Annotated in this window: 26 protein-coding genes; 10 read left to right on the plus strand and 16 right to left on the minus strand. The window is 70.2% G+C overall.

The annotated features are described in order from the left end of the window. Window positions 1-43: 43 nt before the first annotated feature. The 7 genes from OWM54_RS19920 to OWM54_RS19950 form a co-directional block, all read right to left on the minus strand. Window positions 44-1,225: an alpha/beta fold hydrolase gene (locus tag OWM54_RS19920; protein WP_267698502.1), complete on the minus strand. Its 1,182-nt coding sequence runs from the start codon at window positions 1,223-1,225 to the stop codon at window positions 44-46. A gap of 2 nt (window positions 1,226-1,227) precedes the next feature. Beyond that, complete coding sequence (locus OWM54_RS19925) at window positions 1,228-2,886, minus strand: hypothetical protein (protein WP_267698503.1); 1,659 nt, start codon at window positions 2,884-2,886, stop codon at window positions 1,228-1,230. A 180-nt stretch (window positions 2,887-3,066) separates the two neighbouring features. Beyond that, window positions 3,067-3,273, minus strand: coding sequence for a hypothetical protein (locus OWM54_RS19930; RefSeq protein WP_267698504.1), 207 nt, complete (start codon window positions 3,271-3,273; stop codon window positions 3,067-3,069). Continuing rightward, window positions 3,270-3,668, minus strand: a complete 399-nt coding sequence (locus OWM54_RS19935) for a hypothetical protein (protein WP_267698505.1) — start codon at window positions 3,666-3,668, stop codon at window positions 3,270-3,272. Before OWM54_RS19935 ends, OWM54_RS19930 begins: the two co-directional genes overlap by 4 nt. Window positions 3,669-3,792: 124 nt before the next feature. Next, window positions 3,793-5,346 (minus strand): class I adenylate-forming enzyme family protein, encoded by a 1,554-nt coding sequence (locus OWM54_RS19940; protein WP_267698506.1) that lies wholly within the window; start codon window positions 5,344-5,346, stop codon window positions 3,793-3,795. A gap of 15 nt (window positions 5,347-5,361) precedes the next feature. Next, window positions 5,362-6,357, minus strand: a complete 996-nt coding sequence (locus OWM54_RS19945; RefSeq protein ID WP_223751964.1) for a 3-oxoacyl-ACP synthase III family protein — start codon at window positions 6,355-6,357, stop codon at window positions 5,362-5,364. A gap of 9 nt (window positions 6,358-6,366) precedes the next feature. Further along, window positions 6,367-7,119 carry a TetR/AcrR family transcriptional regulator gene (locus tag OWM54_RS19950; RefSeq protein WP_267698507.1) on the minus strand — a complete coding sequence of 251 codons (753 nt, stop codon included), beginning with the start codon at window positions 7,117-7,119 and terminating at the stop codon, window positions 6,367-6,369. 241 nt (window positions 7,120-7,360) lie between these two features. On the opposite strand from OWM54_RS19950, the gene OWM54_RS19955 reads away from it, so the two are divergent. Next, window positions 7,361-8,299 (plus strand): TraB/GumN family protein, encoded by a 939-nt coding sequence (locus OWM54_RS19955; protein ID WP_267698508.1) that lies wholly within the window; start codon window positions 7,361-7,363, stop codon window positions 8,297-8,299. 9 nt (window positions 8,300-8,308) lie between these two features. Here OWM54_RS19955 and OWM54_RS19960 read toward each other — a convergent pair whose 3' ends face one another. Both OWM54_RS19960 and OWM54_RS19965 read right to left on the minus strand, forming a co-directional pair. Next, on the minus strand, window positions 8,309-8,875 hold the full coding sequence (locus tag OWM54_RS19960) for an imm11 family protein (RefSeq protein ID WP_141330985.1): 567 nt from the start codon (window positions 8,873-8,875) through the stop codon (window positions 8,309-8,311). Between the two features lie 17 nt (window positions 8,876-8,892). Then, entirely contained in the window at window positions 8,893-10,218 is a 1,326-nt protein-coding gene (locus OWM54_RS19965; RefSeq protein ID WP_267698509.1) for an AHH domain-containing protein, read from the minus strand. Between the two features lie 600 nt (window positions 10,219-10,818). On the opposite strand from OWM54_RS19965, the gene OWM54_RS19970 reads away from it, so the two are divergent. The 5 genes from OWM54_RS19970 (at window position 10,819) to OWM54_RS19990 (ending at window position 14,718) form a co-directional block, all read left to right on the plus strand. Further along, window positions 10,819-11,214 (plus strand): hypothetical protein, encoded by a 396-nt coding sequence (locus tag OWM54_RS19970; RefSeq protein ID WP_223751967.1) that lies wholly within the window; start codon window positions 10,819-10,821, stop codon window positions 11,212-11,214. A gap of 62 nt (window positions 11,215-11,276) precedes the next feature. Continuing rightward, window positions 11,277-11,777 carry a hypothetical protein gene (locus OWM54_RS19975; protein WP_223751968.1) on the plus strand — a complete coding sequence of 167 codons (501 nt, stop codon included), beginning with the start codon at window positions 11,277-11,279 and terminating at the stop codon, window positions 11,775-11,777. Between the two features lie 279 nt (window positions 11,778-12,056). Continuing rightward, on the plus strand, window positions 12,057-12,533 hold the full coding sequence (locus OWM54_RS19980) for an Lrp/AsnC family transcriptional regulator (RefSeq protein ID WP_082164907.1): 477 nt from the start codon (window positions 12,057-12,059) through the stop codon (window positions 12,531-12,533). 3 nt (window positions 12,534-12,536) lie between these two features. Beyond that, a complete protein-coding gene (locus OWM54_RS19985) occupies window positions 12,537-13,754 on the plus strand; it encodes a PLP-dependent aminotransferase family protein (protein WP_267698510.1) in 1,218 nt (405 codons plus the stop codon). A gap of 217 nt (window positions 13,755-13,971) precedes the next feature. After that, a complete protein-coding gene (locus tag OWM54_RS19990) occupies window positions 13,972-14,718 on the plus strand; it encodes an SDR family oxidoreductase (protein WP_141330975.1) in 747 nt (248 codons plus the stop codon). A 57-nt stretch (window positions 14,719-14,775) separates the two neighbouring features. Here the strand turns inward: OWM54_RS19990 and OWM54_RS19995 are convergent, their stop codons facing one another. The 4 genes from OWM54_RS19995 to OWM54_RS20010 all read right to left on the minus strand — a co-directional run bounded on the left by OWM54_RS19995 (window position 14,776) and on the right by OWM54_RS20010 (window position 19,965). Beyond that, a complete protein-coding gene (locus tag OWM54_RS19995) occupies window positions 14,776-17,133 on the minus strand; it encodes a transglycosylase SLT domain-containing protein (protein ID WP_267698511.1) in 2,358 nt (785 codons plus the stop codon). Window positions 17,134-17,333: 200 nt separating this feature from the next. After that, window positions 17,334-17,777 (minus strand): SRPBCC domain-containing protein, encoded by a 444-nt coding sequence (locus OWM54_RS20000; protein ID WP_267698512.1) that lies wholly within the window; start codon window positions 17,775-17,777, stop codon window positions 17,334-17,336. Between the two features lie 283 nt (window positions 17,778-18,060). After that, entirely contained in the window at window positions 18,061-18,474 is a 414-nt protein-coding gene (popD, locus tag OWM54_RS20005; RefSeq protein ID WP_046710407.1) for a PopC secretion inhibitor PopD, read from the minus strand. 63 nt (window positions 18,475-18,537) lie between these two features. Then, entirely contained in the window at window positions 18,538-19,965 is a 1,428-nt protein-coding gene (locus tag OWM54_RS20010) for a S8 family peptidase (protein WP_141330969.1), read from the minus strand. A gap of 474 nt (window positions 19,966-20,439) precedes the next feature. Between OWM54_RS20010 and OWM54_RS20015 the strand changes: the two genes are divergently transcribed. Then, window positions 20,440-21,255 carry a prolipoprotein diacylglyceryl transferase gene (locus OWM54_RS20015; protein WP_267698513.1) on the plus strand — a complete coding sequence of 272 codons (816 nt, stop codon included), beginning with the start codon at window positions 20,440-20,442 and terminating at the stop codon, window positions 21,253-21,255. A 22-nt stretch (window positions 21,256-21,277) separates the two neighbouring features. Here the strand turns inward: OWM54_RS20015 and OWM54_RS20020 are convergent, their stop codons facing one another. Further along, window positions 21,278-22,237 (minus strand): sigma-70 family RNA polymerase sigma factor, encoded by a 960-nt coding sequence (locus tag OWM54_RS20020; RefSeq protein ID WP_267698514.1) that lies wholly within the window; start codon window positions 22,235-22,237, stop codon window positions 21,278-21,280. 4 nt (window positions 22,238-22,241) lie between these two features. After that, the gene (locus OWM54_RS20025) at window positions 22,242-23,546 is read right to left on the minus strand and encodes a phytoene desaturase family protein (protein ID WP_267698515.1); all 1,305 of its coding nucleotides are present in this window, start codon (window positions 23,544-23,546) and stop codon (window positions 22,242-22,244) included. A 266-nt stretch (window positions 23,547-23,812) separates the two neighbouring features. Between OWM54_RS20025 and OWM54_RS20030 the strand changes: the two genes are divergently transcribed. The 3 genes from OWM54_RS20030 to OWM54_RS20040 all read left to right on the plus strand — a co-directional run bounded on the left by OWM54_RS20030 (window position 23,813) and on the right by OWM54_RS20040 (window position 25,737). Beyond that, window positions 23,813-24,031 carry a hypothetical protein gene (locus OWM54_RS20030; protein ID WP_223782102.1) on the plus strand — a complete coding sequence of 73 codons (219 nt, stop codon included), beginning with the start codon at window positions 23,813-23,815 and terminating at the stop codon, window positions 24,029-24,031. 199 nt (window positions 24,032-24,230) lie between these two features. Then, window positions 24,231-24,476, plus strand: coding sequence for a hypothetical protein (locus tag OWM54_RS20035; protein WP_267698516.1), 246 nt, complete (start codon window positions 24,231-24,233; stop codon window positions 24,474-24,476). Window positions 24,477-24,807: 331 nt separating this feature from the next. Next, window positions 24,808-25,737 carry an alpha/beta fold hydrolase gene (locus OWM54_RS20040; RefSeq protein ID WP_267698517.1) on the plus strand — a complete coding sequence of 310 codons (930 nt, stop codon included), beginning with the start codon at window positions 24,808-24,810 and terminating at the stop codon, window positions 25,735-25,737. A 42-nt stretch (window positions 25,738-25,779) separates the two neighbouring features. On the opposite strand, the gene OWM54_RS20045 is transcribed toward OWM54_RS20040, so the two are convergent. Beyond that, window positions 25,780-26,706, minus strand: a complete 927-nt coding sequence (locus OWM54_RS20045) for a DMT family transporter (RefSeq protein ID WP_223751979.1) — start codon at window positions 26,704-26,706, stop codon at window positions 25,780-25,782. Window positions 26,707-26,738 lie beyond the last annotated feature (32 nt).

The following is a 26,738-nucleotide window of genomic DNA, read 5'->3' on the forward strand; positions in this document are numbered from 1 at the left end:
CGCCGAGGCCGGTCAACCTCTCGGCGCGAGGCCGTGCCTCACCTTACGGCCGCAGCCCGTCCGACGGCGCGGGCGCATCGTTCTGCGCGGGCGTCGGCGAAGGCTGCGTCTCCGGCGCGCCGGGCACGGGCGCGGGCTCGCTCGGCTTGGGCGCCTTGTCCTCGGGCTTCGTCCTCTCCACGAACGGCTTCGCCGCCGCGGGGTCCGCCAGGAACGCGAGCAACACCTCGTTGACGGGCTCCGGGCAGTCCAGCTGCACCGTGTGCCCGCAGCCCTTCATCGGCGCCAGCGCCGCGCCGGGGATGCGGGACGCGCCGTACTCCATGATTTCGCGCGCCTCGCCGCCGTGCAGGAACGGGTTGGGAATCAGCCGGTCATCCGTGCCGTAGACGATGAGCGTGGGCACCGAGACGCGGTGCAGGTTGTCGCGCACGAAGTCGTTGTTCGCCAGGCCCCGCACCGTGCGGACGTTGGCGTACGCGTACGCGTCGAACTCCGGCGACTTCGCCAGCCGCACGCGGTCCTGGATGAGCCATTCCAGCTCCGGCCGCCAGTGCATGAAGTTGCCCTGACGCACGCTGCCCCAGATGCCCGCCTCCGGCGCCGCCTTGATGAAGTCCGAGCTCATCACCCGGCGGAACCACTGCTTCTCCTTCCAGGAGAACTTCTCGAACCCGGCCGGAGACACCAGCACCAGCGCCTCCAGCGCGTCCGGGTAGCGCAGCGCGTACGACAGCGACGTCTGCCCGCCCATCGAGTGTCCCGCGAGGATGGGCTTCTCCACGCCCAGCACCCGCGCCAGCTCCGCCACCGCGTCCGCCATGGCTTCGGTGGTGTACGGGAACGTGGCCGGCTTGTCGGACTTGCCGTACCCCGGCAGGTCCACCGCGACGACGCGGTAGCCCTTCGCGTGGAACACGTCCAGCTGCGCCTGCCAGAACTTCAGATACGAGCCCAGGCCGTGCACGAAGATGACCGTCTTCGCCTCGGGCGAGGGCGCGGGCAGGTCCACGTACGAGACATGGAGCGGGCTGGCCAGGCCATACCGGGCGGTGACGTCCGGCAGGGCGACGCGGTGCACGGGCCAGGCCTGCTGGGTGCCGGCCGTGGAGTAGTCGAGGTCCTGGAAGGACAGCGCGGACTCGCCAGCATACGAGCGCACGCAACCGGCGGAGGACAGCCCCGCCGCGAGGAGCAACGCGGTGAAAGCGCGGGAGGAGCTCATGGTCAGAACGCGTACCAGGTGAAGGTGGTGAAGGCCGCCCACGGGTCGCTGCGCACGGTGGCCGCGCCGTCGTAGAAGCTGCCGCGGAAGAGGTAGCCGCCGTGGAGGCCCACGGTCATCAGGTAGCGGATGTGGTAGCGCAGCTCCGCGTTGACCTCCGCGCCGATGAACCGGCCGCGCCGCACCTCCGCCACCCAGGGCGTCGGGTCCGCGCCCGAGTTGGCCAGGCCCGTGGCCACCTTGAGGTTGAGCTTGTTGGGCACGATGTCCCACGACGCCGAGGCGATGCCCGCGCGCAGGCCGTAGCCCTGGTTGGAGATGTCCGTCACCGCGCCCGTGTAGTTGTTCACCGTGCTGGTGAACGGGAACAGGATGAGCATCTTGTGGTTGAACCACACCGCGCCCGGCAGGCCGTACTGGTTCAGCGTGAAGGCGCCCGTGTACTTGTCGTCCTCCAGGTTGGAGTCACCGGTGGAGAACATGCCCTCCAGCGTGACGACGTCGCCGGGGCCGCGGCCCCACTGGTACATGACCTCCAGGTTGGCGGACACGCCGGAGATGCTCAGCTCGTCGATGGGCGAGTTCTCCGGGTCGTCGCTCTTGTACTTGCCGCCGTTGTACATCACGAAGCCGGAGGCCCCGAGCCGGCCGTTGCGGAAGTCGATGTTGTGGTTGAAGTGCGCGCCCGCCCAGAAGACGGTGCCGGTGGGACGGTTGATGTTGAAGCGCGCCGTGCCGGTGAAGCCCGGCAGGCCCGTGGACGACGGGCCGCTCTTCACCAGGCCCTCGAAGGCGTACGCGTCACCCTTGGTGTCGTCGTTCAGCGCCCACGCGGACACGCCCACGTTGGTGTTGGGGCGCACCGGGTAGACGTAGTCCGCCATCGCCAGCCAGATGTACTTCAGGCGCGGGTCGTTGCGAGTGGCGCGGTCCGCCTGCGCGCTGCCCAGCGGGAACAGGCTCAGGCGCGCGTTGCCCTTCAGGCCGCTGAAGATGGACAGGCCCGTCGCGTCGCTGCCCAGGAAGGCCAGCTTGTAGCCGGTGCGCGTGAGGTCCGACAGCGGCGTGCGCGTCGGGTCATAGGCGCTGTCGTAGACGGGCTGGGTGCCCACCAGCAGCGTGAGCTGGTTGGGGTTGCGCGTCGGGTAGATGGCGACGTTGACGTTCTTGGTCTGGATGTTCACCTGGTCGGCGTTGAAGCCGCCGCCCTCGTTCTGGCCAATGGTGTTGGCCGAGCGCCCCCAGAGGAAGTCCACCTCGAACTGCGCGCGGAACGACGCCAGCCCGTCGACGAAGAACGGGCTGTACTCGATGACCGGAATCCAGCGCTGCTCGATGAAGTACGCCGAGCGGCCGGACTGCGTGCTCACCGCGCTGCCCACGGGCGAGCCGATGGGACCCAGCGCCACGCCACGCAGGCCGGCCGGGTCACCAATCTGGTTCGTCATCGAGACGCGGGTGAAGAAGTAGTTGATGAGGTTGAACTCACGAGGCTCGGCGTCCTCCTCGCGGCTCTTCTCCTCCTGCCATTCGGCGTACAGCCCCGGCACCGGGGTGCTCTGCGCGGCGGCCGGCGTCGCCAGTCCCACGAGGCCCAGCGCCGCGAGCATCCTCGCGTTGCGCCGCAGCGTCTCGCGTGCCTCGAACCCACTTCCCGTCATATCCACCTCGGCCCCGCACGGCGGGGCGCTCCCGGTACACCGGGCTCGGATGTCACCACTGTCGATGGCTCAGGTACGGCCAGGCTCCCCGAGGACGCGGGCGACGAGCACCCGCGTCCGGACCTCCGTCCGGAAGGGAGGGCGGGAGCGCACCCTCCCTCCGGCACGAGGTGAGGCGGGCTAGCGGATGGAGTACGTCTGCACGGCGTTGCCCGTGAAGGGCTGGCCGTTGAGCGTCACGGAGCTGGACGTGCCCACCGCGCCGTTGGCGCAGCGGCTGCCCGTCGCCTGGTTCTTGAAGTACAGCTCCAGCTTGAGCGTCTTCTGGTCCGCGGTGAAGCCGCCGCGGCCCTCCTGCACCAGGCCGCCCGGGAAGGAGAACGTCACGTCGAAGCAGCTCCCGTCGGCCGCCACGTTCTCGATGAGGACGGTGTTGGACGTGAAGGAGAGCGGGTTCTTCGGCGCGTTGTGGTCACAGACGTTGTTGGCGATGGTGCCCGGATGCTGTCGACCTTGAAGTTGCCACCGGCCACCGACATGGTGACGCTCTGGTAGCACTGGGACGCCGCGCCGTAGTCGACATCTTCGCTGAAGCCGTTGGGGTGGCTGGGGATGTTGGCCCCCTCCATGATCATCGACTTGCCCTCGAGGAACGCGAGGATGTTGGCGGAGCTGTCGAGCTTGGGGGCCTGGGGAGTCGGGGTGGGGTCGCCGTCGTCATCTCCGCAGCCGACGAAGCCCAGCGCGCAAACCATGACCGCGGACAGCAGCTTCTTCTTCATGTGGTGCTCCCTTCGTTCCGGCGTCACCGCCGGGGTGTCACGACAGACGACAGGCATGCAGGGCCAACCCCAGACATGCCCGCCCAGACAGTGTTTCAGCGCGGTGCGTCGGAGCCGGTGGGCGTCATCGCCCCTCGGCGTCGGCGGCGATGGCCGCCTCGCGAAGCTCGCGCTTGAGAATCTTCCCCGCCGCGGACACCGGCAGGCGCTCCACCAGCACCACCCGCTTGGGCACCTTGAAGCGCGCCACCTTGCCGCGCAGGTGCTCGAGCAGCGCATCACCCGTGCAGTCCACGCCGGGCTTGAGCACCACGAAGGCGCGCCCCACCTCGCCCCACTTCGCGTCCGGCACGCCGATGACCGAGCACTGCTGCACGGCCGCGTGCTCGTACAGCACGGACTCCAGCTCCAGCGGGTACACGTTCTCCCCGCCGGAGATGAACATGTCCTTCTTGCGGCCGGCGATGGTGAAGAAGCCGTCCGCGTCCTGGCGCGCGAGGTCGCCGGTGTGGAACCAGCCATCGGCGTCGATGGCCTCGCGCGTGGCGGCCTCGTCCTCGAAGTAGCCCGAGCACATGGAGGGGCCCTTCAGGACCAGCTCGCCCACGTCGCCCGTCGGCACCTCGCGGCCGTCGTCGTCCACCAGCTTCGCGGCGATGAAGTAGTTGGGGCGGCCGATGGAGCCCGCCTTGGACACCGCGAACTCGGGCCCCATGCTGAAGATTCCCGGGCCGAACTCGGTCATCCCGAAGCCCTGCTTGAAGGGCACCGCGTGCACCGCCTGCCACGCCTGGATGAGCGGCACCGGCAGCGCCGCCCCGCCGCTGGTCATGAAGCGCACCGACGAGAAGTCCGTCGACTGGAAGCGCGGCGAGTCGAGGAGCTGCTGGTACTGCGTGGGCACCGCGAAGAACAGCGACACCTTCTCGCGGGGAATCAGCGCGAGCAGCTCCTCCGGCTCCCAGCGGCGCATGATGACCACGGTGCCGCCCGCGGTGAGCAAAGGCAGCGTGTACACGAGCAGCCCGCCCGTGTGGAACATGGGCGTGTGCGTCACCGTGACGTCGCCGGGGCGCACCTCGTGCACCAGCGTGTTGAGCGTGTTCCACGCCACCATGCGGTAGCTGACGCACGCGCCCTTGGAGCGCCCCGTCGTCCCGCCGGTGAACAGCAGGCACAGCGTGTCCTCCTCGGACACGGCGTCGTTGCGCACGGGCGCGGTGGGGCGGTGCGCGAGCACCTGCGCATACGGGGCGGCGCCGGGCAGGCCCTGGGCCTCCAGCGCCACGAGGCAGAGCGAGTCCCCCACGCTCTCGCGCACCTGGGCCACGGCGTCGCGGAAGTCGTCGCCGAAGAGCAGCACGCGCGGGCGGATGGAGCGGACCAGGTCGGTCAGCTCGGCGGCGTGCAGACGCCAGTTGTAGGGGACGAAGATGGCGCCCAGCTTGCCGCAGGCGAAGAGGGCATCCAGGTACTCGACGCCGTTGTGGGCGACCAGGCCCACGCGGTCCCCGGGCTTCACCCCGGCGACGTCGCGCAGCCAGCCGCCGAGCGCCTCGGCGCGCGCGTTCAGGGTGCGGTAGGTGAAGCGGCCGGCGTCGCCCTTGGCCGTGTCCACCACCGCGACGTGCTCGGGCCAGTACAGGGCGCCCCGCCCCATCCAGTCTCCGATGAACATGCGCGCCTCCAAGGTTCAGGCCGTCCAGCGGTAGAGGGCGGAGGCCATGGCGAGCCCACCGCCGCTGGCACAGAAGGCCACCAGGTCCCCCGTCTTCACCTTCCCCTGCACCACCGCGTCATCCAGCGTCATGGGGATGCAGGCCGAGCCCGTGTAGCCCCACTTGTCCATCGTGTAGTGCGCCTTGGCCATGGGCTGGTTGAGCACCTTCATGGTGGCTTCGATGGTGCGCAGGTTGAGCTGGGTGAAGACGAAGAGCTTCACGTCGTCCAGCGTCTGGTCCTGCCGCTTGAGCAGCTGGTCCAGCAGCATGGGCCAGCGCTCGGTGTTGAAGGTGGAGGGGAACTTGCGCACGAACTGCACGGCGGGCTTGCCGCCGGTGAGGGGCAGGGTCTCCGCGGTGGCGGGGCGGTTCGTGCCGCCGGTGTAGATGCCGAGCGCGTCGTGGTACTCGCCGTTGGCGAGCAGCTTCGCGCCCATGAAGCCGGGCTTGTCGCCCGCGCCCAGCACCACCGCGCCCGCGCCGTCCGCGAACAGGGTGCAGGTCTTCTTGTCCTTCCAGTTCACGTAGCGCGTCATGCCGTACGCGCCGACGACGAGGATGCGCCGGTAGCTGTCATCCGCCGCAATCGTCTTCGAGCCCACGTCCAGCGCCGTCACCCAGCCCGCGCACGCGCAGTTGAGGTCGTAGGTGCCGGCGTTGGGGGCGCCCAGCTTGGCCTGCACCACGGAGGACGTGGCGGGGCTCAGGTAGTCGGGCGTGTCGGTGGCGACGATGATGAGGTCCAGCTCCTCGGGCTTCGTCCCGGAGCGCTCCAGGGCCTGCCGGGCGGCGGCGACGCACAAATCACTGGTGGCCTGGGAGTCCGCCATGACGTGGCGCTGCTTGATGCCCACGTTCTGCTGGAGCCACTCGTCCACGGGCTCGCCGAGAATCTTCTCGACGTCCGCGTTGGTGAGGACCTTCTCGGGGACGTAACGGCCGGTGGAGAGGATCTGCGCGTATCGCATGTGCTTTCGTCAGCTCCGGGCGCTCCGCGCCGGACGGCGCGCGGGACGCAGGGTGTTCTTCTTCGCGGTCTTGGTGGGGGCGGCGCGGGAGGGCGCGGCCTTGGCGGCGGGCTTGGAGGGCTTGAGCGTGTTGCGGCCCGGGGGCGGCGCGGGGCGGGAGTCCAGGCCGTGGCGGATGAGGCCCATGGCGGTGTCGAGCACGCGCTCCAGGCCCGGGTCCTCCTCCCACAGCACCCAGCGCATGCCCAGGAAGTCACCGATGCCCATCAGGCAGTAGGCGAGCGCCTCCGGGTCCATGCGGCGCACCTCGCCCTCCTCCATGGCGCGCGACAGCCCGGTGACGTAGCCCTTGGCGAAGCGGTCGTAGTAGCGGCGGTAGCAGTCGGCGTCGACGAACTCGGCCTGGCGCACCACGCGGTAGAGGTTGGGGTGCTGGCGCACGAACTGGAAGAAGGTGCGCAGGCCCTCGCGCTCCACGTCGATGCGGTTGTCGCACTTGGAGGTGGAGTCCGCGATGAGCCGGCGCAGGCGCGTGCCCAGGTCGTCCACCACCTCGACGAAGATGGACTGCTTGTCCGGGAAGTAGACGTAGAACGTGCCGAGCGCCACGCCGCCCTTGCGCGTGATGTCCGCGATGGAGGCGCGCTCGTAGCCCTTCTCCCCGAAGACCGACTCGGCGGCCTTCAGCAGCTTCGCACGCGTCCGCTGACCTCGCGGTGTCACGGGTCCGGAGCGGTCTGGAGAAGTTGAAGGCCGATTCATGTTTCACCTAGCGGTAGCACCCGCTCAATGGGGTTGTCAAAGCGCGGAGAATGGCTCCGCGCGTCATGGACTGTGGGCGACGCAGGGCGTCACCGGAAGACCTCGTGTCTTCTGTGAGGAAGCGTACTCCGGAAGCCGTTCGAGGCAGCGCGGGCGTCCCCAGGCCCCGGGGACGTTGTTCCTCGACGCAGTGCGTGCCCGGGTGGTTCGATGGGTGGACCATCTGGGGGAAGCCCACACCATGAAGCGCGCGTCGTCCCTGCCGTGGTCCTTGCTGTTGGTCGTGCTGCTCGGCGCGGGCTGCGCGTCGACTCCCGCCGCGCGGAAGTACACCCCGGTGGACACGGGGAAGGCGTTCCTCTGGGAGGTGAAGGGGACAGGGGGAGGCACCGCGTACCTGGTGGGGTCCATCCACATGGGGAAGCCGGGGGCGCTCGCGTTGCCTGCGTCGATGGACGCGGCGTTCGGCAAGGCGGAGGTGCTCGCGGTGGAGGTGGACACGACGAGGACGGACGCGGCCGCGATGGGGAAGCTGGTGCGTGAGCTGGGGATGTTGCCGGAGGGGCAGCGCCTGACGCAGCGGCTGGACCCGGCGACGCGGGAGCTGTTGGGGAGAGCGGCGACGCGGCTGGGGGTGGAAGTGAAGGGGTTGGAGCGGCTGCGGCCGTGGCTTGCGGGGCTGGTGCTCAACAACCTGGAGTTCGAGGCGGCGGGCTACAAGCAGGGGCACGGCGTGGACCGGGCGTTCCTGGACAAGGCGCACGGGGTGAAGAAGCAGGTGGTGGAGCTGGAGACGGCGGACGGGCAGCTGCGGATGCTCGCGGGCACGCCGGAGTCGTTGCAGGACTTGATGTTGAGGGACCAGCTGCGGCGGGAGCAGGGGCCGGGGGAGATTGTCGAGGCGCTCACGTCGGCGTGGCAGGCGGGTGACGCGGAGGGGATGGCGGGGCTGCTGCTGGAGGGGGCGAAGGATGAGACCTACCGGCCGGTGTACGAGCGCGTGTTCTTCGAGCGCAACGTCCAGATGGCGGACCGGCTGGAGGGGCTCCTGGGTGAGCCGCGCGTGCACCTGGTGGTGGTGGGCGCGGGGCACGTGGTGGGCGCGGAGGGCATCGTGGCGCTCTTGCAGAAGAAGGGGCACACGGTGCGGCAGCTGCCTCGGGATGCCGTGGTGGAGTGAGGGGCGGGGTTACACGGGGGTGAACTTCGCGCCATTGGGCTTCAGGCGCTCCAGGGCCTGCTTGAGGTCCTGGGAGACGATGAGGGCGGTGCGCCAACCCTTGGTGCGGAAGACCTTGGCGTCGCCCACCTTCGATGTGTCGATGCGCATGTCGTCCACCGCGAAGTACTTCCCTTCCTTCCCGGGCGGCGCGTGCTTGGGGTCCCAGAACTGCACCTTGGACGCCTGCTCGTCGATGCAGTGGATGACCTTCGTGGCCACCAGGATGACGTACTGGTCCGGCTGGCCCTTGATGCTCACGGGGAAGGTCTGCACGTCGTCGGGAGCCATCTCCATGAAGAGGGTCGCCAGCCTCACGTGGAGGATGGGGACAACCCCCACGCCCGCGAGGCAGAAGTCCAGCGGCTTTCCTGGCGCATCGATGGACACCCAGAGAGGCCCCTGGACCTGGATGGGTTGCCCCGCCATGAACATCCAGGGGTCGTCCACCTCCTGGCCCGGGGCGCTTTCGATGTCGCCCAGGTACCAGTATCCAGCTCGGACGTCCTCATCCAGCCTGAAATAGCGACTTGGCATGACGTCGTTTCTAGCGGCTATCCGCCCCGAGTGACGAGGATGTTGAGCTCCGTCCCCTTCGTCGCCACTTCGTCGCCCAGTTGCTTGAGCGAGCGCGTCAGCACTGCGCGACACTCATCCACCCGGCGGCAGTCACCGAGCGCCTCGCGCAAACGATCCAGGATGCGTTGGTGGTATGCCTCTGGATGAGGCCCCTTGTGCCCATCGACGCGCACGATGTTCTCGGGGTCCTTCAGCTTCATCCCAGCCCGCTTGAAGAGTCTCTCGAACCTCGGGGTCCAAGGCCCTCCGCGCGCGGCGGACTTGCTGTTCTTGTTCGTCGCGAGGTGGTGCTTCTCGGTGCGCCCGCTCGCCATGGCGACCGCATGAGGCGCCAGCGCCACCGTGAAGCCCTCGGCCGACATCGCCACCGAGCGCACGCTTCCCACCGCCATGTACCGATAGCCCGCCTGCGACTCCACCGCGACCGCCGCCTGCGCCGAGCCCGGCAGCCCTGACGCCTTCGCCGCCAACCCCGCCGTGCTTCCAATCGCCGCCGTCGCCAGCATCACGAAGACCCGCGCCGCGTTCTCCCCGAGCACCTCGCCGTACGCCTCTCCCGCCGCGCTGAGCTCCTCGAAGCTCCGAGCCCGGTCCGCCTCGCGAACCAACACCACCCACCCATCCAGCACCCGCCACACCGTGTCCACGCCCAGGTACGCAATCGCTGTCGCCGTCAGCAGCGCCGCCAGCCCCTTGGACACGGGCTCGGGCAGCGCCCACAAGAGCAAGTACATGCTCACCGACGCCGTCACTGTCGCCAGCAACGCCTGGGGGTCCGTCGCATCCTCCAGCGCCTCCGCCGTCTCCCCCCACACCGCGTCCATCGCGATGGCCAGCGCCAACGAATACCGGCCGTCACTCCCCAGCAACGGTCCCTCTTCCAGCAGGCGCAGACAGTCTCCAGGCTGCGACTTGCGCTCGCACCAGCGCCCGTAGTCCCGTGTCAGCGCGTCATCGGCGTACGTCTCCAGCAACCGGAGTCCTCCGACCTCCGCGTCCCCGCGCGGGACGAGCCTGGGGCCCTGAGGCTGGTACTCGTACACACCACTTCGCTCCGGCACACCGAAGCGCTCGCGGGCCTCTCTCAACGGGTGCTCGAAGGGCTTCACGTCCCGGGCGAGCACCACCAGGGCCTCTTCGAACTCATCGTCGTCCAACTCCACCGGCCCCGCGTCCTCTTCCTCGAAGGGCACATGGACCTCTGGCACGCCCTGGCCTGAGTCCAGTCGGACGACCCGCGTGCTCGAACAGCCCATCAAGGTCAGCGCCAACACCCACACGATGAAGCGATGCGCGCTCATCCAGCCCCCGTGCACATGACTTCGCGAGATTCGGGACGCAATAGCAAAGCAGTCCGACGTTCCACGGCGGTGTCCATCCAAAAGCCGAGGCGATGCGAGCGGCGCTCGTGGAGCAGACGCCGACACGGCCCGAAGTCCGGCCAAGACACCTCCGACAGAGACCTCCGCGCAGGCGCTCGCCTCCCTCCAGGAGGGTCACAAGGTCATCGACAACGCCATCGCCTCCCGACGCTGGACAGACGAGGACGCCAGCGCCCTGCGCCGCACGCTGAACCGCCTGACCGCATCACAGCAAGACGAGGTCGTCCGCAGACTCGTCACCACCCTCAACTCCAACACCCTCGAGCTGCGCACCCATGGCGCTCCGTCCTGAGCCTCGCGCGCCTCATCTTCTCGAAACGGAAGAGCCGTGAGTCCTCGGCGATACACCCGACACGGCTTCGCTCTCAATCCCTGGCAATCCCGCGGTGAGCCGCGGGCGACGCAATCCAGACCCGGGGTGTCTCACGAACCCCGCGTCTCGCGATGTTTGCCTTCACGGACCGTGAACGCCATCCTGCCGCCCGGAGAGACATCCCGTTTCCTCCAGGAGAGACATCCATGACGAAGTACACCGCGAAGCTCGTGGGAATCGGCATCACGGCCCTCATCGGGACGGCGGCCTGGGCAGGCGCCAAGAGCACCAACACCGTCCTCGTCAACCTGTCCGCGATGAACGCCTCGGGCTCGATGGGCGACGCGCGAAACAGCGCGGACACCCGGCAGTTCATCGGCTGCTCCATCACCACGTACGTGGGGAGCGCGCCCACCCTCGGCTGCTTCGCGATGGATTCGGCCGGCAACTACGGCGGCTGTTCGTCGACCAACGCGGACCTGGTGGCGACCGCGCGCTCCATCACGACCGACTCCTACCTCGTCTTCAACTGGGACGCGTGGACCTCCTGTACGTCCCTCCACGTGACGAACGCGTCGCATGGCGCGCCCAAGCAGCCGTAAGCCCGAAGGCCCGTGGGGATGCGCGCCCCCTTCGCGTGCATCCTCATGGGCCGCCCTCCGCGATGACACCTCTGTCGAAGCCCCTCCTCCTGCTGGGCGCTTGCGCCACCGCGTTCCTCGCCGGACGCCAGACCGCCCCGGATACGAACGAGCAGGTCCTCCACGAGCTCGCGAACCAACGCGCGGTGCTCGACACGCTCCTGGCGCGCGCATCCTCACCCTCTCCGGACGTGAATGAGCGGGTCCTCCGTGAACTCGCGAGCCAGCGCGCGGTGCTCGACACGCTGCTGGCTCGGACCGCCCCTTCACCCGACTCGCGCCAGGCCCTCACCCCCGAGGCCAGCGTCCCGGCCTCCGCCGAGAACCTCGCTGCCGCGCAGGAAGGCGAACGGCTCGTCGACGCCGCGCTCCGCGTCCGGCGCTGGACGAGCGACGATGCCCAGGCCTTCCGCGCCGCGCTCGCCGACATGACGCCGGACCAGCGCACCGAGGCCCTGCGTCGGCTCCTCACCGCCATCAACAGCCAGGCACTGCAGGTGCAGACCGGCGGCGCACCATTCTGAGACGGCGCAGGCCCTCCGCTTCGCCCGCGCGGGTCACGCCCGCGCCCACCGTGGCGACCGCGCTTCCCTTTCCCCCGCGCCGCACACCTGTCCGCTCCCCGGCACCACGCGTGCAATCGAGCCCGTGGGGCCCCGACTGCCCGTGAGCGAACGGACAGCCGGACGACCTCCCACGTCGTTCACCCTTGCACTTCCACACCACTTGCTTATTTTGCACGCCAAATTTAATTTAGCTGTCGAAACCTCGAAGCACTTATAAAAATAAGGTCAGACCCGCCAATGCCCATGGATGAGCTCGACTTCCGCCTGGTGGACCTGCTGCAGCGCGATGGCCGCGCGACGCAGCTGGAGCTGTCGCGCGCGGTGGGGCTGTCGCAGCCCGCGGTGGCCGAGCGCATCCGCAAGCTGGAGGAGCGGGGCGTCATCACCGGCTACGCGGCGCGCGTGGACGCGACGAAGCTGGGCAAGGACATCACCGCCTTCATCGGTGTGAGCATCGAACATCCGAAGTACTTCGAGGGCTTCGCCAAGAAGGTCCTCGCGCTGCCCGACGTGCTGGAGTGCCACCGCGTCGCCGGGCAGGACTCGTATCTGTTGAAGGTCAAGTCGGCCAACACGCGGACGCTCGATTCGCTCCTCGTGGAGACGCTGCGCACCATCGCCGGCGTCACCCGCACGCAGACCGTCATCGTCCTGTCGTCCATCAAGGAGGACACGCACGTCCGCGTGCCTCCCGAGCTCGCCAAAGGAGAGTGAAAGATGAGCGCCGATGCCATGAGCGCACCCCTTCCCCCGCCGCCGGTCTGGCGACTCGCCCAACGCATGTCGCGCATCAAGACGTCCGCGGTGCGCGAAATCCTCAAGGTGGCCGAGCGGCCGGACATCCTGTCCTTCGCCGGCGGCCTGCCCGCCCCGGAGCTGTTCCCCGTCCAGGCCATCGCCCAGGCGCACGCCCAGGTCATGGCCGACGAGGGCCCCGCCGCCCTCCAGTACAGCACCACCGAGGGCTTCGGCCCCCTGCGTGAGTGGATTGCCGGCCACCTGGGCAGGAAGGGCCGCGTCTGCGAGGCCAACCAGGTCCTCATCACCAACGGCTCGCAGCAGGGCATCGACCTGGTCGCCAAGGTGCTGCTGGACCCGGGCGATTTGGTCATCGTGGAGAACCCCAGCTACCTGGCCGCGCTGCAGACCTTCGGCGGCTACGAGGCGAAGTTCGCCACCGTGGAGAGCGACGACCAGGGCATGCGCATGGATGACCTGGAGCGGGTGCTGGCCACGTGCAAGCCCAAGCTGCTCTACATCGTCGCCAACTTCCAGAACCCCAAGGGCACCACCCTGGCGCTGGAGCGCCGCAAGAAGCTGGTGGAGTTGGCCCAGCAGCACCGCTTCCTCATCCTCGAGGACGACCCGTACGGCGAGCTGCGCTTCCGCGGCGAGCACCTGCCGTCCCTGGCCGCGTTCGATGACCAGGGCGTCGTCGTCTCGCTGGGCACGTTCTCCAAGACGCTGGCCCCCGGCCTGCGCATCGGCTGGGTGGCGGGCCCGCGCGACTTCGTGCGCAGCCTCACCATCGCCAAGCAGTCCACGGACCTGCACACCGCCACCCTCGCCCAGCGCGCGGTGTCCCGGCTGCTCAAGGACTTCGACTACTACGCGCACCTGGACGCGCTCACGCCCGTGTACGGCCAGCGCGCCAACGCCATGCTGGACGCGCTCAAGGCCTACATGCCCCAGGGCACCAGCTGGACGCACCCGGAGGGCGGCATGTTCCTGTGGGCCCGGCTGCCGCCCGGCCTGAGCGGGGACACGCTCCTGCCGCGCGCCATCGACCAGAAGGTGGCCTTCGTGCCGGGCAGCCCGTTCTTCGCCAGCGACCCGCGCTCGGAGTTCATCCGCCTCAACTACTCCAACCGCCCGCCCGAGCTCATCACCGAGGGCATGAAGCGGCTGGGTGGCGTCATCTCCGGCGCGCTCTAAGCCGCGCCCCTGACACCTCGAGGTCGTGCCGCGCCGCGTCGGACACCCGACGTGGCGCTTTCGTTTCCGCCCAAGTTGAATGTCGATTCAGGTTTCAACTCCATCGGTGCTGGCCAGGGCGGGCCGGGTTGCGTAGCCTTGGCGGCGGGTTTCCCGGCGGCACGGGCCCACAGGTGGGTTTCGACAGGCCGCCCCAACACACCGGAGAGAGACAGACATGCAGCTCAAGGACCTGAAGGTGATTGTGACGGGCGGCGCCCAGGGCATGGGCGCGCACTTCGCGCAGCGGCTGCTGGAGGCGGGCGCGCAGGTGGCGGTGGGCGACGTGGCCGAGGACAAGCTGGCGGCGCTGCCCGCGGGCATCCACCGGCGCAAGCTGGATGTGTCGTCGGAGGCGGACATCACGTCGTTCGTGGCCTGGGCGCACGGGGCGATGGGCGGGCTCAACGGCCTCATCAACAACGCGGGCATCCTCCGCGACGCCCTGCTGGTGAAGAAGGACCGGACGACGGGCGAGGTGAAGAAGCTGTCCACCGCGGACTGGAACGCCGTCGTCGGCGTCAACCTCACGGGCGCCACGCTGATGGTGCGCGAGGTGGTGGCGAAGATGGTGGAGACGGACCAGAAGCCCGGCGTCGTGGTGAACATGTCGTCCATCGCCCGGCACGGCAACCGCGGTCAGTCCAACTATGTGTCCGCGAAGGCGGCGCTGGCGGCGAACACGGTGACGTGGTCGCGCGAGTTCGGCCCGTTCGGCGTGCGCGTGGGCGCGGTGGCGCCGGGCATGATTGAAACGCCGATGACGCAGGGCATGAACCAGAAGGCCCGCGACGCGCTGGTCTCCGCCATCCCCGTGGGCCGCATCGGCCTGCCCGAGGACATCTGGCTGGCCGTGAAGTTCATCCTCGAGTGTGACTACTTCAACGGCCGCACCATCGACGTCGACGGCGGCCTGAGCTTCTAGGGCCCTCGCGGCGCCGGCGCGTCTCCGTCATCCCGCGGAGACGCGTCGCACGCGCCGCTATCGCCGGCTGGCGGCCTCGACCTTCGTCGGGTGCAACATCACCGGCTGCCCCGTGTAGAGCAGCTTGTAGGCGCCGTAGCTGCCGAGCACGTGCTTCACGTACTCGCGTGTCTCGTCGAACGCGATGTGCTCCACCCACTCGTCGAGCTCCGCCTGCGGCAGCGCCTGACGCCAGCGGTCCACCGCGTGCGGCCCCGCGTTGTACGCCGCCACCGCGTACGCGACGTTGCCACCGAAGCGGTGCAACAGCTGCCCCAGGTACGCCGAGCCCAGTCGCACGTTCTGCGCCGGCTGCAGCAGGTTCGACTCACCCACGTCCCCCAGCTTCAGCGCCTGCGCCACCTGCTTCGCCGTCGCCGGCATCAGCTGCGCCAGCCCCAGCGCCCCCGTGGACGAGCGCGCCGTGGGACGGAAGCGGCTCTCCTCGCGGATGAGCCCCTGCATCAAATCCGGGTCCACCTTGGACGCCTTCGAGTACCGCTGGATGACGTTGCGGAACGCCAACGGCCACGTCGCCTCCCACACCGGACGTGACTCGGGGCTGAGCGGGCCCTGCACCTCGCGCCGCAGCGACTCGCGCGCCACCTGCCGCGCGGCCCGCTTGCGCCCCGTGCGCACCATCGTCTGGTAGAGCAGCCGCGCCGGCGCCTCCGACAGCCCTCGCGAGTTCACCGCGAGCAGCTCGTCCGCCGCGCCCGGATGCCCCAGCCGCAACAGCTCCACGCCCGCCGCGAAGCGCACGTCGTGACGCAGCGGCCCCGGCGGCAGCGGCCACACCTCGTCCGCGGGCTCCTCCGCGGCCCCGCTCGCCCCAGGCACCGGCGACAGCCGCCCCAGCCGCTCCGGCGCCAGCATCGCCAGTCGCGAGCGCGCCAGCATCCCGTACCAGGTCGCGGGCCGCTCGGTGGCCAGCTGCTCGTAGTCATCGAGCGCGGTCGCGCTCGTCAGGGGCACGGGCTCGCGCACCCGCGCGCGCCAGTACCGCGCCCGCCACAGCGCCTCGTCCGTGCGCGACGCCGCGGGCAGCCGCTCCACCGCCTCGAGCGCCGACAGCGCCTCCGCCTTCGCCTCGCGCCGCGTGTGCAGCCAGAAGGCCCGGAAGAGCGCCTCCGACGCGAAGTTGCCCGCCGGGTAGCGCTCCGCCGTCTCCTGGTAGCGCGCGAGCGCCTCATCCAGCTGCCCCGTGCGCTGCAGCAGCCACGCCTCGAAGAAGAGCGCGTCATCCGCGTACCCATGCTCGGGATAGTCGCGCGCGAGCGTGGCGTACGTGGTGATGGCCGACCTCGGGTCCACCACCGACTGCGAATAGCCCAGCACGTAGAGCGCCTGCGGCCGGTACTCCGCCGACGTGCACTTCTCCACCACCGGCGTCAGCATCTGGATGGCGCGGCGGTGCTGGCGCTCCTTGCGCAGCGCGCGCCCGAAGGCCAGGTGCGCCCGACACGACAGCTCATCCGGCGGGTCCACCTGGGACATCACCCCCGCGAGCAGCTCCGTCGCGGGCCCGTGCCGGTGCAGCTCCACCAGCGCCTCCCCGCGGCGCACCTTCCACTTGAGCGGCAAGGGCAGCCCCTTGAGCCGCTCCTTCGCGCGCTGCGCCTCGCGAGACAGGGGGCTCGTGGCCCACACCTCCAGCAGCGCGCGGTGCTCGACGTTGTACAGCCCCTGCGCCCGCGCCAGGTCACAGATGGCCAGCAGCGCCTTCATCCGCAGCGCATCCGGCCCCCGCGCCTGCCGGCTGTCGATGAGCTCCTGCAGCGCCTGCAGCGCCCCCGGGATGTCCCGCTGCCGCTGCAGCACGCGCGACAGGCTGAAGCGCGCCTCCGCGTACAGCGGCGAGCCCGCGCTCACCTCGCGGTACTGCGAGGCGGCCAGCTCCAACCTGCGCAGCTTCTCGTTCGCCTGCGCCGCCCACAGCAGGCAGTGGTCCTTCAACGGCACATAGTCCACCGCCAGCGCCGACAGCTCTTCCGCGGCAGTTGAGTAGTCGCGGCCGAGCAGCGCGCTCTGCGCCCGCAGGAAGCGCACCGGCAACGTGGGCTCCTGGTCCGCGAGCAGCGCGCGCGCCTTCGCGAAGCGTCCCCTCCGCACCTCCGAATGCGCCCGCGCGAGAACCCCTTCCGCGAAGTAGGGCGCGAGCTGCTCCGGGCCGAACGACGCCACGGACAGCTCCGCGCCAGAGGGCTGCTCCGTGGGAGTGTCGAGGAGTTGCTCGAGCTGCTCCTCCGACAACACCTCACCCGGCTCTCCCTCCTCGGGAGCCTGCGCCCACGCGGAGCCCGCGCCGCCCACCAGGCCCGCGCACGCCACGCACACCGCCATGGCACTCGCGCGCAGCCGACGTCGTCCATCCATGCATGCCCTCGTCGCGTTTCGGGCCGCTGAGGATTTGCACGCCGGGCGGAGTTGGGACCGGGCCTCGCGCACGCCGCACGCGCACGCGTCGTCCAGGCGATATACGCGCGCGACGTGTCCGCGCGTCACTGCCCGAAAGACAACGGAAGCCCGCGCGCGCACGTGGGTGCGCCTGCGTCGGGGTGCCTCCGGAGACGACGTCACGCGGGGGTGGAGAGTGCCCTCACCCGCTCCGCCAGCGCGCGGTTCATCCCCTCATAGGCGGCCCGGAACGCGTCCCGCCGGGGCTTGCCCATGAACCACGTCACCACGCCGCTGAAGTCCTCGCCGTGCACCAGCCGCGTCCCGGAGCCCTCGGGGAGAAGCTCGAACCCGTGCCGGCCGAACATCAGCCCCGGCACGCCGCCCGTCCACTCCAACCTCATGGGTGGCTCCACCCGCGTCAGCGTGGCGCGAAAGCCGAACACCCGCCCCGAGCCATCCGGCGAGCGCGCCTTCATCGCCACCCGCGCGCCCACCTCCACCCTCCCGTGCGCCTCCAACATCAACGGGTTCCACAGGGGATAGGCCTTGAAGTCACACAACACCGCCCACACGGCGTCAGGCGACGCGTCGATGAAGGCCTCGGTCCTCAACTGGAACATCCACCGCCCTCGCGCCCTTCGCTTCTGGCCACTGCAAAGTCACACCCACGCCGTCACCGGTGTGAAACCAACGCTCACATGCCTCCCGGGACGATTGCGGGATGACAGGCGAATCGCGAGTTTCTAAGTTAATCAGGAACAAGCGGAGATACCGTGAGTTCCCCGGATTGGAAGCCGGGACTCGCTCTCCGCGCCGCCAGGTGGAACGAGCCACCACGGGCCGCCCTCCGGGACATCGGATGGGGAGCCCAGACCAGGGGTGCACGGCGAGGGGCACCCACCGCTAGTAGAGGTCGACGGGCATCATCGCGCCCGCCTCGAACTCCGGAGCGCGCCGCAGCTGGTCCAGCACGCGAGGCGCGCAGCGCAGGTGGAGCATGGGCATGGAGCCCGGCTCGCTCACCGAACGCACGGAGCCCAGGAGGTGGTGCGCCTCGAGCCAGCGCATGAAGCTCTCGTGGAAGCGAGCGCTCTCCGCCAGCCCGGCCCGTTGGACCTCCGCCCGTGACAGGGGCGGGGGACGTGCGGGCGCGCGCGCGCGGGGAGGCGCGGGCGTCTCCCGGGGCATCACGGTGATGTCGATCCACTCGGGCTGCGTGCGCGCGCTGGCCATGCCTGGCAAGGCTCGCACACCCGAGGAGACGCGGGGAACCCCCGCCGCGAAGCCGTCTCCGGGTTCGCCATTCTTTCTGCTCATGGCCTCATCCTCCCCCGGGCCCGGCGCTCGACTGGCGCCGACCCCGGTTTCGACCCACCACCGTCACCTGAAGACAGCCAGGCCCTTGCCCGTTCGGTGACCACCAGAGCGAGGAAGCTTGACCGCATTGGCCAAAATCAAATCCCGCACCTCGAGCGCCGTCAAGTCAGGGGCGCGGCACCGATAGAGCGCCGCGATACCGGCTACATAAGGCGCCGCCATGCTGGTGCCACTCATTCGTTCGTAGAACGCCTGGTTGTTACAACGCCGCTCGGTGCTCGAGTACACATTGACTCCGTAACCCATGACGTCGGGTACGACGCGGCGCTCCACGACACCGCTGGCGGAGAAATGAGCCACGTTGCGCTCGAAGTCGACTGCACCGACGGCCAGGGACTCGTCAAAGGCGGCTGGATAACCAACCGTGTCGGGTCCACTGTTACCTGCCGCGACAACAGGCAGCACGTTGCTGTCGAGCAGCCGACGGATCATGGTCTGCAGCGCGCGCTGGTTGAGGCGGTAGTCGGCCTCCGAGATGCCCGGCGGCGGCTTGAGCGGGAAGCCCAGCGACAGGTTCACCACCGCGGGGCGGGTGACGTTCTGCGGGCTGCTGAACTGGTGCAGCAGCCACTCCATGCCGGCGGCCACGCGGCCCAGGCTGGTGCGGATGGTCTCCGATTCGATGACGGACGCGACGTAGAGGTCCACCTCCGGGGCGACGCCGTGGTGCGTGCCCGCGGCGATGCCGCACACGTGGGTGCCGTGGCCGTCCGGGTCGAAGCCGCGGATGTCCCGCGCCGGATTGTGCGGCGAGTTGGGGAACAGCGACACGTAGCGGAACTGGATGACCCTGGCGGCGTGCTCGGGGTGGTCGGCGTCCACGCCGGTGTCGAGCACGCCGAGCAGCACGCCCGCGCCGCGGATGCCCTGGGCGTGGGCCAGGGGGACGCCGCTCTCCTCGGGCCACTCGCGCTCGGCCAGGGAGCTCATGCCCCGGTTGCGCGGGCCGGACTGTCCGGCGGACACCGGTCCGGGGAACGACAGGGGCACCACGTCGGGGATGAACTCGAAGTCGGCGGCGAGCTCGCCGCGCGCCTCGGCCTCCGTGGCGTCCGAGTAGAAGTGGGCCATGGTGGCGCCGATGAGCGGCATGAAGCGGAAGCTGCCCGCCTCACTCCCCGTCTGCTCCGAGACAGGAGCGCCGGGCAAGGGCGGGGTGGTCGCGTCCGCGCCACGGGTGGTGGGGCGCTTCACCTTCGAGCCCTTCGCGACGCGCTTGCGCGCCTCCTGCCCGCTGACGGGAGGACGGGGACCGGGCAGCGTCGCCGAGCGCAGGCCCAGAAGCGACAGCGTGTCCGGCGCGCGGTTGGCGACGGTGAAGCGAAGCGCCGTGGTGCGCGGCAACACGCGCTCACCCTGCTGCGTGCCGCGAGGCCCGACGCGGGCCTGTGTTTCGATGGACTCCTTGGGGACCAACAGGTAGGACTTCATGGGTTGTCGACTCCTTGAACCACCGTGCAACGCGGAGGGCGACGGACAAGGGCCACCCGCATCCAGACCGCGTCCGCCATGCCCGGAGCCTCGCGAGCCCGGCGGATGTGAAGGCGCGCTTGCTGGGCGCGCGTCTGCCGGGACCTCCCGCCCGGCGTGATGAGACCTCCCGGAATCCCTGAAGCCATTGTGAGATTGGACAGGACTGGCCTGACAATTAAAGCAGGGTTTCCAAGCTGTAGACGCCTGAGCCCCCCTGTTTCGGTCCTGGCGGGACTTTCCGGAGCGTCGGGAAGTATGAAGGAGGCCCTCTGACTGCTCGGAGCGGCACAGGAGGGGTGTCCGCCAGCCGACCCGGGCCGTCCGGGCGACAGGGCGGAGCGGGGGGGGAAGTTCGGGTCCCCACAATTGTTCGCCTACGTCGCCCCCGACGGATTAAGTGGGGCGGACGGTCCGTCCTCTGGAGCCATCGACGTGATTCCCTACTGGCATGCCCCCTCGCTGAAGCTGGGGCCCCTCACCATCGAGCCCTTCGGCATCTTCGTGGCCGCGGGCATCCTCCTGGCCGCCAACCTGCTTGGCCGCCAGGCGAAGCGGCAGGGGTTGGACCCCACGCCGCTCGCCGACTACGCCCCCTGGGGCGTGGGCGTGGGCGTGCTGGTGGGACACTGGGTGCACCTGTTCTTCTACCACCCGGAGGAGCTGTCCAAGAGCCCGTTCCAGATTCTGAAGGTCTGGGATGGGCTGTCGTCCTTCGGAGGCCTCGTCGGCGGCATCATCGCGGCCATCTTCTTCTTCCGGCACCGCAAGCTGCGCTTCAACGACTACGCGGATGCGTTCGCGCTGGGCGTGGCGCCGGGCTGGGCGGTGGCGCGGCTGGGGTGCTTCGCGGTGCATGACCACCCGGGCGTGCGCACCGACTTCTTCCTGGCGGTGGCGTTCCCCAACGGGCCCCGTCACGACCTGGGCATGTACGACGCCATCGCGCTCTTCGCCATCTCCGGCCTGCTGTACGCGCTGCGCGACGTGGAGAAGATGAAGGGGCGGCTGTTGCCGCTGCTGGCGATTCTGTACGCGGCGTGCCGCTTCGGCTTCGACTTCCTGCGCGCCACGGACATGAGCTACGTGGACGCGCGCTACTTCGGGATGACGCCGGCGCAGTACGGCTGCTTCGCGCTGGTGGCCTACGGCCTGTGGGGCCTCTTGCGTCGCCGCGAGCCGAGCGCCCAGGCCGCCGCGCCGGGCGAGGGCTCGCACACGAGCCACCCCACGCACCGACGCGCGGGCTGAGCCACCCCACGCCCGGGCCCCTTCACGCGGGCTCGGGCATCCGGACGTTCGCGAGCTTGCGCTCGGCGAGCACCGAGTGGATGTGGGCGATGCGGCCATCCGCGCCCAGGTCCACGCGCACCACCGCCCGCGTCGCGAGCATCGGGTCCTTCGCGGGCGCGAGAATCATCACCAGCGCGGGCAGGCCGTTGAGCCACTGCAGCTCCACCGCTCGCGGCGAGCCGCGCAGCTCCATCAGCTTCGTCAGGAACGTCAGCACGCGGCGCGCGCCCACCACGGGCACCAGCGCGGCGCGCACCTCGCCCCGGCCGTCCGAGAGCGCCTTCACGTCGACGGACAGGAGCGCCTCGGCCGCGGCCACGTCCCGCTCGAGCAGCGCCGCCATGAAGCCCTCCAGCGCCGCGAGCGTGCGCTGCTGGAGGTCCCTGGTCGGCACGCAGCGCTCGCCCTCGTACGCGGCCATGGCCGCCCGGGCGCGGTGGTGCACCACCTTCACGTGCGCCTCGCTCATGCCCAGCGCCTGGGCCACCTCGCGCACGGAGGAGTCGAACACGTCGCGCAGCAGCAGCACCGCGCGCTGCTTGGGCGTCAGCGCCTCCAGCGCCAGCAGGAAGGCGAAGGAGACGCTCTCCAGCAGCTCGTAGCGCCCCTCGGTGGAGCCGCCTCCGGGCAGCCTCGCCTCCACCGCGGGCGGCACCTCCTCGTCCCCCGTCTCCAGGGGTGAGGGCAGCCACGTGCCGACGTAGCCCTCGCGGCGGCGACGGCGCAGCGAGTCCCGGGCCAGGTTCACCGCCACCCGCGTCAGCCAGGGGCGCAGCTCCTCGTGCCGCGCGGGCGGTGAGGCGAGGGCGCGGGCGAAGGTCTCCTGCACCAGCTCGTCCGCGTCCGCCGCCACGCCCGTCATCCGGTAGCACAGGCCCCAGAGGTAGCGCTCATGCTCGCGCGCCGCCTCCTCCAACACCCCTCGCGACAGGTCCGACATGGCCTCAGGCTCCCACCGCCAGGCGACGCGGCGCCACCTCCGCGTGATGGAGCAGCGCGCGCTCCACGGACTCCGCGCTGGCGAAGGACGCGTCCGAGAGCATCCCCTCCCCGCCGACCCAGTCTCCCACGCGGAACAGGCCCGCGACGTGCGGCACCGCGGGCGCGGGCCTCCCCGACAGGCCGCCCGTGCTCGCCGTCGGGAGCCAGTGGCTCACCACCAGCGCGGGCCGGAAGCGGCGGGCGACGAGCACCTCGCGCCAGCCCGGCTGCAGCGCGTCCATCACCGCCTCCAGCTCCGCCTCGGTCGCCTCGGGGGCGGACGGCGACAGGTACTTCATCACGTGCACCATGGCGCCGCCCTCCGGCCCCAGCCGGGCATAGGCCGAGTGCACCGAGGCGTACCATGGGCCATCGACGCCGAGCGCGAAGAGGGACTCGCTCCTGGGCAGCCGCGACAGGCCCAGCTCCAGCGTGGCGGCCCGGATGGGCGTGGCGCCTTCCGCCTCCTTCGCGAGCACCGCGTCCTCGGGCAGCAGCGACGCCACGTCCCTGGGGCTCCCCGCGAGCACCACCGCGTCCGCCGCGCACACCGAGCCATCCGACAGCCGGAGGCCGCGCACCTGGCCCTGCTCGACGACCACGCCCTCGACGCGCGCGGACAGCTCCAGCGTCGCGCCGGACGCCTTCGCCACGGCGGCCACCGCGTCCACCAGCGCGGCCCAGCCGTCATCGAGGTAGAGCACGCCGGCCTCGATGGCGAGCTGCACCTGCGTCACCGCGGCCTCCGCGCTCAGCGCGTCCAGGTCCGAGGCATAGGTGGCCACGCGCACGAGCGCGGCGACGAGGGCGCGCCCGTCCTCCCGGGACATGCGCGTGTCGAGCCACTGGCGCATCGGCACGTGCGTCAGCGGCTCCGTGTCCACGCGGCGCAGGCTCGCGAGCAGCCGCGCCATCTCCAGCTTGCTGCTCAACTGCAACACATCCGTCGTCAAGAGTGACACGGGCCCGCGCGGCAGCGTGTGCAGTCTGCCGGCGCGCAGCGCGTAGGAGCCGCCCGACTCTCCGGCGACGCGGCCTCGCGGCTTCACGCCCAGGCGTCCGAGCACCCGCATGCCGGCCCCCGCCCGGTACAGCGCATGCGGCCCCAGGTTGAAGCGGAAGCCCTCCACGTCCGTCGTCTGCGCGCGACCGCCCAGGTGCTTGGAGCGCTCGTACAGCGTCACCGCGCAGCCGCCGCGCGCCAGCAGCGCCGCCGTCGCCAGGCCGCCCAGCCCTCCTCCCACCACCGCCACCTTCTTCGCCTCCATGTCCGTCCTCCGTCGCACCGCCGGGGGAAATCCCGGCGTTCGACGACTCCACGAAAATGGGCGGCGAAAGGTTACAGCGGGCCGCGCCGCCCCTCGACGAACAGCCCGCACGCGGCCCTTGTTGGGGCCAGGCGCGAAACGCCGCGGCCCACGCACACGCGCCCACGAAACGCCCGAGGTCGATGACCGCCGCCCCCGCCGCGCCCTGGACTGTCGCGCGCACCGGTCGGTGATAGGGTGGCTCCCGCTTCGCGAAGGGGGACGACATGCGCCACACCATCTCGTACATCGCCATCGTCACCGGGCTGCTGCTCGCCGGCTGCGACCACGTGAACGGCATCCAGGTCAACGGCGGCCATCGCACCGCCGCGAAGCGCGCGCAGCCGTTCAAGCTGCCGGACCCCAACCCGAGCGATGAGCCCGTCTACGGCCCCGCTCCTTCGTCGTCGGGCGCCGACGCGAAGACAGACGCCCAGTCCTCCTGAGCGTCCGGCCGTTCACCTCGACGAAGCACCCGAGCCCGGGGACATGGCGCGTCGCAGCCCGATGACACGCGTGGGTTGCGCAGCTTTCCCCGCTCGGGTGTCAGGCCCTCGTGAGCCCTTCCCACCGGCGATTCCATCCCGCGCCGGTCATGTGGAGAACTCGACTACGGTGCGGGATTCAGAGCCGTCGGAGAATGCCATGCGCAACGTCGCCGTCGCCGTCATCGCCAGTCTCTTCTTCACGGGTTGCAGCAACTACTGGTGGCTCGCCCGCGCGCTCTTCCCCGGCCACGAGGTCGGTCACCCGAACGACCGCGGCGGTAGCCGGAACTTCCAGGAGCCCCCTCCGAATCCCTCCAGCGAGCCCGTGTACGGACCGGACCGCTCCTCGGATGCTCCGGACGCCAGGCAGGAAGAGTCGAAGACCGCCAGCGACAAGCCCTGAAGCGTTTCGCGCCAGCGCGGCCCCTCATCGAAAGCAGTGTCCCCGCCACAACACGTCGCGGCACGTCATGGCCGCGCGGACCCAGGCCCTTCGAGACGTCGTCTTCGCGCATCGTCAAGCCAGGTTCGCGACACGGACTTGATACAGATTTCGCCGCGACAAGAACCTTCCGCTCCGAGTGGCGTGAGACATCTCGACCGGGTCTGTTTCACCTCGGACCTGGAGCGAAGACGACCCCACACGTCGCGGCAACCGAGGCAATGTCAGAGGTAGTCGTAGGATGATGCGTGCACGGCGGATTCCCCGCCGGGACTGGACAAGGCACGCATCCATGAAGACGCTCCTCGCCGCCCTGCTCACGCTTCCCCTGCTCGCCTGCGGCCCCGCGCCCGAGGCGGAGCCCACCGCGGCTCCCGCGGACACCGAGAGCCTGACGCAGTCGAGCGAGCTGTCCTCCGCGCCCCGCGAGCGCTCCATCCGCCTGCGCACCGGCGTGACGCTCCGCTATGTGGAGCAGGGCTCGCGGCGTGGCCCCGCCGTCGTCTTCCTGCACGGCTACACGGACTCGCACCACACCTGGGACCTGAACCTGTCGCGCTTCTCACGCGACCTGCACATCTACGCACTGGACCAGCGCGGCCACGGCGACTCGTCCCGCCCCGCGTGCTGCTACACGCAGCAGCACTTCGCGGCGGATGTGGCGGCCTTCCTCGACGCCGTGGGTGAGCCTCGCGCCATCCTCGTCGGCCACTCGATGGGCAGCTTCATCGCGCAGCAGGTGGCGCTGGACCACCCGCGCCGCGTGGAGGCGCTGGTGCTGGTGGGCTCGGCCCCCACCGTCGCGGGCAACGAGGTGGCCCTGGGCCTGAAGTCCGTCGTCGACGAGCAGGTGGGCACCGTCGACCCCGACTTCGTGCGCGAGTTCCAATCGAGCACCTTCGTGCGCCCCGTGCCCGCCTCCTACCTGGACACGCTCGTGTCGGAGAGCCTGAAGGTCCCCGCGCGCGTGTGGCAGGACTCGCTCGACGGGCTCATCGCGGAGGACCACTCCCAGCGCCTTGGCTCCATCCGCGTGCCCGTGCTCGTGGTGGGCGGAGACCAGGACGGCTTCTTCCCCGTCGCGCAGCAGCAGGCGCTCGTCAATGCGCTGCCCGACGCGCGCTTCATCCTCTACCCCGACACCGGCCACGCGCCCCACGCGGAGCTGCCGCGGACCTTCGTGCGCGACGTGAGTCAGTTCATCAAGCGCGTGACGCGGTAGTCCCTCGACGGCCCGCGTGAGGCACTCCCGGGCGGGTGTGCCTCACGCGGTGGTATCCGCGCCCTCGGGCTTCAGGCTCTGCCCCGGGACATCCGAGCGCGCGAGCAGCACGGCGGCCGTGAGGATGAGCACCCCGCCCAGGCCCTGGCGCAGGCTGAGCCGCTCGTTCAGGAAGAGCGCGCTCAGCACCACCGCCGTCAGCGGCTCCATGTTGGACACCAGCGACGTGTTCACCGGGCCGATGCGCGCCATGCCCAGGAAGAAGAGGAACACGGCGGCCACGGTGGAGATGAGCGACAGGCCTACCACCGCGGCCCAGCCCAGCGTCGTCGTGGGGAAGGACGGCCCCTTCACCAGCGTCGCCAGTCCGAAGGTGAGCCCCGCGGACATCAGGATGACGGTGCTGGAGACCAGCGGCCCCGCGCGGCCCGCCACGCGCGCGCTGGTGACGACGTACACGGCATACAGCAGCGCGGACAACAGCCCCAGCGTCACCCCCAGCGGCGTCACCCCACCCTGGCTCAGGTCCGCCGTGAGCCCCGTGCCGCACAGGGCCAGCACCACCGCCACCCACTTGATGCGCCCCAGCTTCTCGCGGAAGACGAACACCTGGAGCAGGGCCACCAGCGCCGGGAACGAGTACAAGAGCAGCGCCACCAGCCCCGCGGGCGCGTGCTGGAGCGCGGCGAAGTACACGCCCGCCTCGCTCACGTAGCCCACCGCGCCCAGCAGGATGAGCGACACCAGCAGGCGCCCCTTGGGCAGCGGTTGGCGCATCGCCACCATCACCGCGCCGAGCACCGAGCCCGCCAGCGTGAAGCGCAGGAACAGCAGCGTGGAGACGTCCGCGCCGGCCGCGTAGGCCAGGCGCCCGAAGAGCCCGAGCGCGCCGAAGCACGCACCGGACAGGGCCACGATGAGGAAACCAGCGGTGCGGTTCATGACGGGAGCGACGGCACGCTGCTCCATGCCGCCCGCCTTGTCACGCGTCGCGCGGGGCC

Origin of the sequence: Myxococcus sp. MISCRS1 (genome assembly GCF_026626605.1) — a bacterium.
In the GTDB taxonomy this organism is placed as follows: domain Bacteria; phylum Myxococcota; class Myxococcia; order Myxococcales; family Myxococcaceae; genus Myxococcus; species Myxococcus fulvus.